Origin of the sequence: Nocardioides astragali, assembly GCF_024436375.1 — a bacterium.
Taxonomy (GTDB): domain Bacteria; phylum Actinomycetota; class Actinomycetes; order Propionibacteriales; family Nocardioidaceae; genus Nocardioides; species Nocardioides astragali.
The window spans coordinates 320342-331732 of the sequence record NZ_JAFMZM010000007.1; the positions used below are offsets into that span (position 1 = coordinate 320342).

Consider the following 11391-nt stretch of genomic DNA (forward strand, 5'->3'; position numbering starts at 1 on the left):
GGGAGCGCTCGTGAACCTGTTGACCCACTCGGTCCTGCTGTCGTCCCTGCCGACTGCAGAGGGTGCCCACGCCCCCGTGATCGCGCCTGAGACCGGCGCCGGAGGCGTGTTCGACCTGCTCTGGCTGGTCATCGCCCTGCCCCTGCTCGGTGCGGTGCTCCTGCTCGCCGTGGCGCCGATGGCGCAGGGCCCGTTCAAGGCGAAGGTCGAGCAGTCCGGCCACCTCGTCGGCGCGGGTGCTGCCGTCGCCTCCTTCGTGCTCAGCCTCGTGCTGTTCGTCGCGCTTCTCGGACGCGGTGCGGAGGAGCGCCAGGTCGGCCAGCACCTGTTCACCTGGTTCGAGACCGGCTCGATCAACGTCGGCATGGACCTGCTCTACGACCAGCTCGCCGCGCTGTTCCTGCTGCTGATCACGGGTGTCGGATCACTGATCCACATCTACGCCATCGGCTACATGGAGCACGACCCGCGACGTCGCCGGTTCTTCGGCTACCTCAACCTGTTCGTCGCGGCCATGCTCATGCTGGTCCTCTCGGCGAACTTCGTGGGCCTGTTCCTCGGCTGGGAGGGCGTCGGCCTGGCGTCGTACCTGCTCATCGGCTTCTGGCAGCACAAGCACTCCGCCGCGGCCGCTGCCAAGAAGGCCTTCGTCATCAACCGTGTCGGGGACATCGGCCTGTCGCTGGCGATCGCGCTGATGTTCGCCACGTTCGGCACGACGGACTTCGCGGCCGTGAGCGAGGCGACCTCGCACGCCGACCAGGACACGCTGACCGCGCTGGGCCTGCTGCTCCTGCTCGGTGCCTGCGGCAAGTCGGCCCAGGTGCCGCTCCAGTCGTGGCTCCTCGACGCGATGGAGGGCCCGACCCCGGTCTCGGCCCTCATCCACGCCGCGACCATGGTCACCGCCGGCGTCTACCTGGTGGTCCGCTCCAACTTCATCTTCGAAGTCGCCCCGATCGCGCAGACCGCCGTCGTCATCGTCGCCACCGTCACGCTGCTGTGGGGAGCGATCCTCGGCTGCGCCAAGGACGACATCAAGAAGGCGCTGGCCGGATCGACGATGAGCCAGATCGGCTACATGATGCTGGCCGCCGGCCTCGGCCCGGTCGGCTACCCGTTCGCGATCTTCCACCTGCTCACCCACGGCTTCTTCAAGGCCAACATGTTCCTCGGCGCCGGATCGGTCATGCACGGCATGAACGACGACGTGGACATGCGCCACTACGGCGCGCTCAACAAGATGATGCCGATCACCTTCCTGACCTTCGCGATGGGCTACCTCGCGATCATCGGGTTCCCCGGCTTCTCCGGGTTCTGGTCCAAGGACAAGATCATCGAGTCGGCGCTGGCCGACAACCTCGTGATCGGCGTGCTCGCCCTGCTCGGTGCCGGCATCACGGGCTTCTACATGACCCGGCTGATGCTGATGACCTTCTTCACCGAGAAGCGTTGGGACGCCGACGTGCACCCGCACGAGTCGCCGAAGGTGATGACGGTCCCGCTCATCGCGCTCGCCGCGCTGTCGGTGCTGGGTGGCTTCCTGCTGGCCGGCAACTGGATCGTCGGGTGGCTCGAGCCCGTCACCGGCCACGCCGAGCACCACGAGCCGCCGCTGCCGGCCATCGTGATCACGATGCTCATCGTGGGCGTCGTGGCCATCGGTGTGGCGACAGCCTGGTTCCTCGTCGGCAAGCGCGACATCCCCCGCGAGGCGCCCCGTGACGTGTCGTTCGCGACCCGTGCGGCGCGCGCCGACCTCTACGGCGACGCGATCAACGACGTGGTCGTGGTCCGGCCCGGAGCCTCGCTCGTGGGCGGTCTGACGACCTTCGACCGGGTCGGTGTCGACGGTGCCGTCGAGGGCAGTTCCCTGGTAGTCGGTGGCCTGTCCACCACGATGCGCCGGCTCCAGAACGGGTTCGTCCGCTCCTACGCCCTGTCCCTCCTCGCCGGCGCCCTGCTCGTGGTCCTGGCCCTCCTGGCGGTGAACCTCGCATGATGCTGACCGTTCTCATCCTGCTGCCACTGGTCGGCGCTGTCGTCACGGCATTCGTGCCGGGGGCGCTCGCGCGGCTGGTCGGCCTCGGCTTCGCCGCGGCGACGCTGGTCGCCGGCATCGCTGCCGCGACGCAGTACGACGCGGGCGGGGGCATGCAGCTCACCGAGACCCACACCTGGATCGAGGCGCTCGGCGTCCACTACGCCCTCGGCGTCGACGGGCTGGGCCTGCTGATGGTGCTGCTCACCGTCGTCCTGGTGCCGATCGTGCTCCTCGCCGGCTGGCGTGAGTCCGAGGCCGAGGGCAACGGCGGCGCCAAGGCGTTCTTCGCCTGGACCCTGGCTCTGGAGGCGATGTCGCTTGCGGTCTTCACCGCGACCGACGTGCTCCTCTTCTACGTCGTGTTCGAGGCCACGCTGATCCCGGCGTACTTCCTCATCGGCGGCTTCGGGCGCGCGGGTCGCGGCCGTGCTGCCACCAAGTTCCTGATCTACCAGCTCGCCGGCGGCCTCGTGATGCTCGCCTCGGTCATCGGCCTCTACGTCGTGTCCGCCAACTCCGGCACCCCGAGCTTCCTGCTCAGCGACCTGGCCGCGCTCGACATCGACCCGATCACGCAGCGCTGGCTGTTCGCCGGCTTCTTCATCGCCTTCGCTATCAAGGCGCCGATGTTCCCGGTCCACACCTGGCTGGCCGACACCACCGAGAAGGCGACACCCGGGACCTCGGTGCTGCTGGTCTGCATCCTCGACAAGATCGGCACCTTCGGCATGCTGCGGTTCTGCCTCGGCCTGCTGCCCGACGCCTCGCAGTGGGCGACGCCGGTGGTGGTGGTGCTCGCGCTGGTCTCGATCATCTACGGCGCGCTGGTCGCCATCGGCCAGGACGACGTGCTGCGCCTCATCGGCCTCACGTCGCTGTCCCACTTCGGCTTCATCGTGCTCGGCATCTTCGTCTTCAGCTCCACCGGCGGCACCGGCGCGATCCTCTACATGGTCAACCACGGCATCGCGACCGCGCTGATGTTCCTGGTGGCCGGGTTCCTGATCCAGCGCACCGGCACCGCCTCCATCCGCGCGATGGGAGGGGTCGAGAAGACCGCGCCGGTGCTCGCCGGCTTCTTCCTGGTCGCCGGCCTCGCCGCCTGCGGCCTGCCCGGCCTGTCGCCCTTCGTCTCCGAGCTGATGGTCATCATCGCCGCGTTCGAGCACCACTGGCTGGTGGGCTCGGTGGCGGTCCTGGCCATCGTGCTGGCGGCGTTCTACGCGCTCTGGATGTATCAGCGCACGATGACCGGTCCGGCCCTCACGGGCGTGGCCCCGGTGGTCGACCTCGATCGGCGTGAGGTCGGCATCGTCGCGCCGCTGCTGCTCGCGCTCGTGCTCTTCGGCTTCTACCCGATGCCGCTGCTCGACGTCATCAATCCCGTCGTCCACGACACTCTCGCAGGAGTGGGCGTCGCCCAGGAGGGTGGTCACCAGTGACCGAGTTCGTCAAGCCCAGCGTCGAGTACTTCGAGCTCTGGCCGCTGCTGGTCGTCTTCGGTGTGGCCTGCCTCGGCGTGGTGGTCGAGGCGTTCGCCCCGCGTGGCGCGCGCTACGTCGCCCAGGTCGTGCTGTCCCTCGGCGGCCTCGTCGCCGCCTTGGTCGGCGTGGTCCTGGTCGCGCGGGACGTCCAGACGTACGACGACGGGGCGGCGCGCGGCGTCCTCGCGATCGGCGGCACGATCGCCATCGACGGCCCCAGCCTCTTCATCTGGGGCCTCGTGCTGGCCCTGGCCATCGGAGGCGTGCTTCTCTTCGCCGAGCGGCACCTCGACGGTGGAGTCTCCGCCTTCGCCGGCCAGGCCTCTGCGGTGCCCGGCACCGACGCGGAGACCGCAGCGATCGCGGCCAACCGCGAGCACACCGAGGTCTACCCGCTGATGATGTTCGCGGTCTTCGGGATGATGCTCTTCCCGGCCGCCAACGACCTGCTGACCATGTTCGTCGGCCTCGAGGTCCTCTCGCTCCCGCTCTACCTGCTGAGCGGACTGGCGCGTCGTCGCCGCCTGCTGAGTCAGGAGGCGGCGCTCAAGTACTTCCTGCTCGGCGCCTTCTCGTCCGGCTTCTTCCTCTACGGCGCAGCGCTGATCTACGGCTACGCCGGCTCGATGGACTTCGCCGCGATCAACGAGGCGGTCCGCAACGACGTCGGCAGCTCCAGCCTGCTGCTCATCGGCACCGGCCTGCTGTCGGTCGGCCTGCTCTTCAAGGTCGGCGCCGTCCCGTTCCAGGCTTGGACCCCCGACGTCTACCAGGGCGCTCCGACCCCGGTGACGGCCTTCATGGCGGCCGGCACGAAGGTCGCCGCGTTCGGGGCCATCATGCGTCTGTTCTACGTCGCGCTCGGCGCCGATCGCTGGTCGTGGCAGCCGATGCTGTGGATCATCGCCGTGCTCTCGATGTTCGTCGGGGCTGCGCTGGCCATCACCCAGAGCGACATCAAGCGGCTCCTGGCCTACTCCTCGGTCGCGCACACCGGGTTCATCCTGACCGGCGTGCTGGGCCTCCAGGCGACCGACCAGCTCGCACTCGGCGAGATCTCGTCGGTGCAGGCCGTGCTCTTCTACCTGACGACCTACGGCTTCGCCACGATCGGTGCCTTCGCCGTGGTGAGCCTGGTCCGCGACTCCGGTGGCGAGACCACCGCGATCGACCGGTGGGCCGGCCTGGGCAAGGAGTCGCCCGTGGTGGCGGCGGTCTTCGCCTTCTTCCTGCTGGCCATGGCGGGGATCCCGCTGACCTCCGGCTTCGTCGGCAAGCTCGCGGTGTTCTCGGTGGCCCTCGCCGCCGGTGCCTGGCCGGTCGTGGTCGCCGCCGTGATCGCGAGCATCGTCGCCGCGTTCCTCTACATCCGCGTCATCAAGGTCATGTACTTCGACGAGCCCGTGGGCGACGGCCCGCGGGTGGCGTACCCGTCGGTGCTGACCGCGACCACGATCGCTGTCGGAGCGGCCGTGACCCTCGCCCTCGGCGTCCTGCCGGGGCCGGTGCTCGACCTGGCGGCGGTTGCGGGAGAATTCATCAGGTGACCGACGCCTCGCCCCTCGCACTGCCTGTCGTCGACGCCGAGCTCGCGCAGCGGCTGGTCGGCCGGCTGGCGCGCATCGAGGAGCTGCTGGCCGGTCACTGCCAGGGACGTACGCCCTACGTCTCGCGTGCCGCGGCCCACCTGATGATGGCGGGCGGCAAGCGGTTCCGGCCGCTGCTGGTGCTGCTGGCGGCGGAGACCGGGACGCATCCGGAGGCCGAGGAGGTCCACACCGCGGCGTGTGTCGTGGAGCTGACCCACGTCGCCTCGCTCTATCACGACGACGTGATGGACGAGGCTGCCCTCCGGCGCGGGGCCGACACGGCCAACGCTCGCTGGGACAACCACGTCGCGATCCTCACCGGCGACTTCCTCTTCGGCCGGTCCTCCGAGCTCACGGCCGACCTCGGTCCCGACGCAGTCCGGATCCAGGCGCGGACGTTCAACCGCCTCGTCGAGGGACAGATCCTCGAGACCGTCACCCCCGAGCCGGGCGAGGACCCACTCGCGCACTACCTCGACGTGGTGGCGGGCAAGACCGGTTCCCTGATCGCCACGTCGGCCCGCTACGGCGCGATGTTCGGCGGGGCGCGCCCCGAGGTCGTCGAGGCCTTGAGCGCCTACGGCGAGATCGTCGGCTCGGCCTTCCAGCTCTCCGACGACATCCTCGACATCGCCTCGGAGTCCGACACCTCGGGCAAGACGCCCGGCACCGACCTGCGCGAGGGCGTACCCACGCTCCCGGTGCTGATGGCGCAGGCCTCCACCGACCCTGCCGACGCCCGCCTCCTCGAGCTGCTGGGTGCCGACCTCACTGACGACGCGCTGCATGCCGAGGCGCTCACGCTGCTCCGCCAGCACCGGGCGATGGACCAGGCCCGGGACTACGTGCTGGGCCAGGCCACCCAGGCCAAGAAGCTGCTCGAGGTCCTCGACCCCGGCCCGGTGCGCACCGCGCTCGAGTCGTTCGCCGACGTCGTGGCGACCCGCTCCTCCTGAGGTCTTGGCCCGCACCTGGCACTGAGGGACGGTTCGTGGCGCCGTCAGTCAGGGGGAAGCAGTCGTCAACAGGGGCGTGAGCGCCTCAAGCAGGGCGGTGACGTAGCTCGGTGGGGTCTCCTCGTCTCGCGCGCTCTCCAGCTCACCGACCTCGAGGCCCACGATCTCGGACTCGGCAAGTACTTCGGCGGTGGCGCGCAGGTCCGCGAGGGTCATGCCACCGGGGACGAGGTAGTCCGTGGGCACGGTGCCGGCGTCCAGGACGTCGCAGTCGATGTGCACGTAGACGGGACGCCCGTCGACCACGGTGCCGAGGTCGTCGGCCATGGACGGGCCGACCTTGACGAGCGGAATGGTCCCGGTGTCGATGAGCTCCTGCTCGGCGGGGTCGAGGTCGCGTGCTCCGACGAGGATGGCGTTGTCGGTGGTGAGGCCGCTGCCGAGACCGGAGTCCCAGAGACCCAGGGGGCCGCTGTAGGCGAGGCCGCCGAGGTAGCCGGAGGTGGTCTTCTCGGGGGTGTTGAGGTCGGCGTGCGCGTCGAACCATACGACCACGGCGTCGGGGCGGTGGGCGGCGACGACGGGGAGGGTGGCGAGGGCTACCGCGCACCTGCTGCAGGCGGTGAGGGGTGTGAGCCCTGAGCTGAAGACGTGGTCGAGCTGACTGGCCATGGCCTTGAGGGCGGGTGTAGCGGCGTCGAGTTCTTCCTTCCACCCGACCGACCGGGCAGGCTCGGGCACGCCGACGGTCGTGATCTCGATGCCGAGGCGTGCCGAGAGGGCGTCAGCCAGCTCCCGAGAGCCGATCATGGCGAGATCGTTGTGGTCACCGGCGCGGCCGGCGAAGTGGGTCAGCCCGACCGGGTGGGCGGAGGGCGTCGTGCTGGACATCAGGGTCTCCTGGAGAGTCGGTGGCAGGCTGACGTCCCCGACGGTACGAGCCCGCGATCAGGGGCTGCAATCGACTTCGTGCGCACCGGGGTGCGAGATCTCGCAGCACGCGGTAGATGCATGAGGCAGGAAGCATGGGGTCGCAAGAGCGGTGACCGGTTCGACTTGGTCTAGGCCCGCCGAGGAGCTGCCTGTGCGTGCCTGTGGCCCCGCCATCGCATGGGTGGCGGGGTGTGGGGCGGGGTCATGGTCGTCGCTGGCGTGGGATCTGTGGTCGCCGGCTTGGTTCTGGTGGCGGGTCGAGTGCGGTGGTGCCGGTGGGGTCGCGGCGGTAGCGGTGGCCGTGGGGGCTGGTCCACTCGAACTCACCGGGTCCGATGACGTCGTAGTGCCAGGCGGTGTGGGTCTTGAGGCGGTGGTGGAACCGGCACAGCGCACCGAGGTTGTCGGTCTGCGTGGGCCCGGGCTGAGGTCTGCCGTCGGCCTCGGCGTCGTGGTCGTACTCGATGACGTGGTCGACGTCGCAGCCCCGCGCCGGGCGAGTGCACCAGGGAAAGACACACGTCCGGTCGCGCAGAATGATCTGCTCGCGGATCCGGTCGGGGATCTCGTAGCCGGGCGCTTCGAGGTGAGCGTTGAGGTCGATGACGGGCTTGATGGTGACCTTGGTCCGGGAGTCGCCGCACCAGGACTGGACCTGGTCGAGCAGCACCAGCCGCTGGCGTTCCTCGAGCCGCCCGGCCGGCCCGAACACCATCTGCTCGGCAACCGACACCGCCTCGAAGTGGGCGTGTAGCACGACCTCCCGCGCGACCGGGAGACCGTCCTGGCCGGATGCACCGGCGCGGCCCTGAGTGTGGCCTCGGGTGTGCAGGTCGAGCGCGGTCTGGGTGCGGGCGAGGTCGCCGAGGGCTTGGGCGCGGCGGACGTCGAGGGACTCGGTGGAGCCGAGGGCTTTGCGCAGCTCGGCGCCGTGGGTCAGGACGCGGTCGACGTCGAGGGCGTCGGCGATGTCGAGGTCGGCTTCGAGGTGCATGGTGCCGGCGTAGTGGACGTCCTGGTCGTGGACGGTGACGTGGCGCGGGTCCACGGACAGGTAGCCGTCATCGGGGTCCGCCGCGGGATCCGCTGGGGCGAGCTCGAAGCGCTTGATGCTCTCTGCGACGAGCCGGTCGAGCTGGACGGGGCCGATGCGTCCGGCGACGGCGGCGACCTGGGCATCGACCCACCCGGCCGCCTCCGGAGTCAGCGACGGGGTGGCGTGGATCGTGGCTTCGGCCACCATCCGGGCCCGCCACGGTGCGACCCCACCCGACTGCACCTGCGTCCACAGTCGAGGGAGCCGGTGCCGCAGCTCCAGGGCGTGCCCGATCAGCCGTTTCGCCGACACGATGGAGATGCCCAGGACGGTGCCGAGCTCGGCGACGCAGAACTCCGCCACCGTGGGGCACCCGTCGCCGGCGATGGGCGCCTCGACCTCCATCCCGATCCCGCGGCCGCTGGTGAACGTGGCGGCGTGGTGGATCGACTCGGGCGGGTGCAGGTCCGCCCACCGGGCAGCGAGATCGAGCAGGTCAGCGGCCGCGCGGTCCTCGGCGGCCTTGCGATCGCGGGCGAGGGCGAGCAGACCCGAGGCGGTGAGGTCGTCGTCGACCTCGGTCCCGGGCCGCGCCAGCGTCTCGATCATGTGTTCGATTCTACGGAAGGCCACCGACACTCGGCCCGGTCTGGGAGTCCAGGGAACGTCAAGATCGCGACGAGCACCTCAGCAGGCGCTGGCGTGCGCGACCAACCGCAGCTGCCGGCGGCGGTGGTTGACCGCCTCGACGGTGAACAGCACCAGTGCCAGCCACACGAGCCCGAAACCGATCCATCGACTGGCTGGCATGTCCTCGCGGAAGACGAGGATCCCCAGGGCGAACTGGATCGTGGGAGCAAGGTACTGCAGCAGGCCCAGCGAGACCATCGAGACCCGGATGGCCGCCGCGCCGAAGAGCATGAGCGGGATCGCGGTGATGATCCCGGTGGTGGTGAAGAGCAGCGCGTGGCCGACCCCGTGGGAGGCGAAGTTGGACTGGCCGGTCGACATCAGCCACCCGACGTACGCAAGCGCGATCGGCGCCAGGACCAGGGTCTCGAGGGTGATGCTCTCCACGGCGTCGACGGCCGCCTGCTTCTTGGCGAGCCCGTAGGTGCCGAACGAGAAGGCGAGGACGAGGGCCACCCACGGCGGGCGCCCGTAGTCGAAGGTCAGCACGACGACCGCGACGAAGGCGATGCCCATCGCCACCCACTGGAGTCGACGCAGGCGCTCGCCCAGGATCAGCACGCCCATCAGCACGGTGACCAGGGGGTTGATGAAGTAGCCCAGCGACGTCTCGACCACGCGCCCGTTGTTGACCCCCCAGATGTAGGCGCCCCAGTTGACCGTGATGACGACGGCGGCGGCGCTGATGATCAGGGCCCGACGCCGGTCGCGCAGGAGCGCCTTCAGCTGCGGCACCCTGCGCCACAGGACGAGGATCAGCAGCATCGTCCCCAGCGACCAGATGATCCGGTGCGCCAGGATCTCGACGGCACCGCCCGGCTCGAGCAGGGTCCAGTAGAGAGGGAAGGTGCCCCAGAGCGTGTAGGCGAGAGCGCCGAGGACGAGTCCACGGCGGCTATCTGGCACTCCGGGAGTGTAGGCCTCGGCCGTCGCCTACCATGAGGGGGTCTCGGGGGTGGGCCCCGCGACATTCAGCTGATCATCGTTTTCTCGAGGGGGAAATCTCCATGCGCAAGTTCCGCGCCGTCCTGGCTGCGCTCGTCACCGCATTGCTCGTCGCAGGTGCGCTCAGCGTCAGCGCCAGTGCCGGGTCCTTGCCCAAGCGCATCATCGACGAGGTCCCGCCGAAGGACCACCAGGTCTCCTACAACGCCTTCAAGCTCAAGGGCACGGTCACCGAGCCCCAGCTTGACGGAACTGCGCTGCCGTACGCCAACCAGACGGTGAAGATCCTCAAGAAGAAGTGCGGCACCTGCAAGTGGAAGGCCGTCAAGAAGGTCAAGACCAACGACAGTGGCGTCTTCAAGACCCGCATCTACGCGCCCGATCGCGGCCGCTGGAAGTGGCGCTCGAAGGTCGACCACTCCAACGGCTACGGCAACACCAAGGGCAAGGTCTGGACGCTGTACTTCGAGTGATCCCCGCTGGATCGACCCCCGCCTGACCGAGAGGTCAGAGGACGGTCCAGGTGTCGCCACCGCCGATCAGCGCCGCCAGTCGGGTGGTGCGGTCGGCGGTGGTGTCTTGGGCGTTGGTGACCTGCTCGCGGGCGGCGTCGTCGTAGGTGGGGCGGTGGACCTGGCGGAAGATGCCGATGGGTGAGGTGTTGAGGTAGCCGGAGTCGGTGAGCCGTGAGATGGCGAAGGCCAGGGTGGGGTCGGGGTTGTGGGCGTCGTGGACGATGATGTCGGCCGCGGCGACGTCGGCGGTGGCGGCGACCTTGACGCCGCCGGTGTGCTCGTCACGGATGAGCGCTTTGGCGCCGTCGACGCCGAACGTGACGGGTTGGCCGTGGACGAGCGGGATGATGGCGTCGGCCTTGGTGTCGGGTGACTTGATGGCGTCGAAGGCGCCGTCGTTGAAGATGGGGCAGTTCTGGTAGATCTCGACCAGGGAGGTGCCGCGGTGGGCGGCGGCGGCGGCGAGGACCGTGGTGAGGTGCGAGCGGTCGGAGTCGATGGTGCGGGCCACGAAGGTGGCTTCGGCGCCGAGGGCCAGCGAGACGGGGTTGAAGGGGTGGTCGAGGGAGCCCATGGGGGTGGACTTGGTGACCTTGCCGGTCTCTGAGGTGGGGGAGTACTGGCCCTTGGTGAGGCCGTAGATGCGGTTGTTGAACAGCAGGATCGTCATGTTGACGTTGCGGCGCAGTGCGTGGATGAGGTGGTTGCCGCCGATGGAGAGGGCGTCGCCGTCGCCGGTGACGACCCATACGGAGAGGTCCTCGCGGGCGGTGGCGATGCCGGTGGCGATCGAGGGGGCACGGCCGTGGATGGAGTGCATGCCGTAGGTGTCGAGGTAGTAGGGGAAGCGTGAGGAGCAGCCGATGCCGGAGACGAAGACGATGTTCTCGCGGCGCAGGCCCAGGTCGGGCAGGAACGACTGGACGGCCTTCAGCACCGCGTAGTCGCCGCAGCCGGGGCACCAGCGCACCTCCTGGTCGGAGGTGAACTCCTTCCCGGTCTGGGGCTGCTCGCTGGTCGGGACCGACTCGGTGCCCGAACGGAAGGTGGGGACGCCCAAGTCGGTCAGGGGCTCAGTCATCACTACTCTCCTTGGGGGTGACGTCGACCTCGATGCCTTCGGCTTCGGCGACGAGTCCGCCGATGACGTCGGCGAGGACGGCGGCCTTGAGGGGCAGGCCGCGGACCTCGTTGTAGCC

The 11391-nt window shown here is 69.4% G+C and carries 9 protein-coding genes; 5 read left to right on the plus strand and 4 right to left on the minus strand.

The genetic code is table 11. The annotated features are described in order from the left end of the window. Window positions 1-76 precede the first annotated feature (76 nt). The 4 genes from nuoL to J3P44_RS23380 are packed head-to-tail and all read left to right on the plus strand — an operon-like array spanning window position 77 to window position 6073. Window positions 77-2002, plus strand: a complete 1926-nt coding sequence (gene nuoL, locus J3P44_RS23365) for an NADH-quinone oxidoreductase subunit L (RefSeq protein ID WP_255892925.1) — start codon at window positions 77-79, stop codon at window positions 2000-2002. After that, a complete protein-coding gene (locus J3P44_RS23370; RefSeq protein ID WP_255892907.1) occupies window positions 2002-3486 on the plus strand; it encodes an NADH-quinone oxidoreductase subunit M in 1485 nt (494 codons plus the stop codon). Before nuoL ends, J3P44_RS23370 begins: the two co-directional genes overlap by 1 nt. Next, window positions 3483-5075, plus strand: coding sequence for an NADH-quinone oxidoreductase subunit NuoN (gene nuoN / locus J3P44_RS23375; RefSeq protein ID WP_255892908.1), 1593 nt, complete (start codon window positions 3483-3485; stop codon window positions 5073-5075). Before J3P44_RS23370 ends, nuoN begins: the two co-directional genes overlap by 4 nt. Further along, a complete protein-coding gene (locus J3P44_RS23380; protein WP_255892909.1) occupies window positions 5072-6073 on the plus strand; it encodes a polyprenyl synthetase family protein in 1002 nt (333 codons plus the stop codon). The genes nuoN and J3P44_RS23380 overlap by 4 nt, the downstream gene beginning before the upstream one ends. A 48-nt stretch (window positions 6074-6121) precedes the next feature. Here J3P44_RS23380 and J3P44_RS23385 read toward each other — a convergent pair whose 3' ends face one another. The 3 genes from J3P44_RS23385 to rarD form a co-directional block, all read right to left on the minus strand. Further along, window positions 6122-6964, minus strand: coding sequence for an arginase family protein (locus J3P44_RS23385; RefSeq protein WP_255892910.1), 843 nt, complete (start codon window positions 6962-6964; stop codon window positions 6122-6124). A gap of 244 nt (window positions 6965-7208) precedes the next feature. Further along, a complete protein-coding gene (locus J3P44_RS23390) occupies window positions 7209-8651 on the minus strand; it encodes an HNH endonuclease signature motif containing protein (RefSeq protein WP_255892911.1) in 1443 nt (480 codons plus the stop codon). Between the two features lie 78 nt (window positions 8652-8729). Continuing rightward, on the minus strand, window positions 8730-9638 hold the full coding sequence (gene rarD / locus J3P44_RS23395; protein ID WP_255892913.1) for an EamA family transporter RarD: 909 nt from the start codon (window positions 9636-9638) through the stop codon (window positions 8730-8732). 101 nt (window positions 9639-9739) lie between these two features. On the opposite strand from rarD, the gene J3P44_RS23400 reads away from it, so the two are divergent. Further along, the gene (locus tag J3P44_RS23400) at window positions 9740-10150 is read left to right on the plus strand and encodes a hypothetical protein (protein ID WP_255892914.1); all 411 of its coding nucleotides are present in this window, start codon (window positions 9740-9742) and stop codon (window positions 10148-10150) included. A gap of 34 nt (window positions 10151-10184) precedes the next feature. Here the strand turns inward: J3P44_RS23400 and J3P44_RS23405 are convergent, their stop codons facing one another. Continuing rightward, window positions 10185-11273, minus strand: a complete 1089-nt coding sequence (locus J3P44_RS23405; RefSeq protein WP_255892915.1) for a 2-oxoacid:ferredoxin oxidoreductase subunit beta — start codon at window positions 11271-11273, stop codon at window positions 10185-10187. Window positions 11274-11391: the final 118 nt, after the last annotated feature.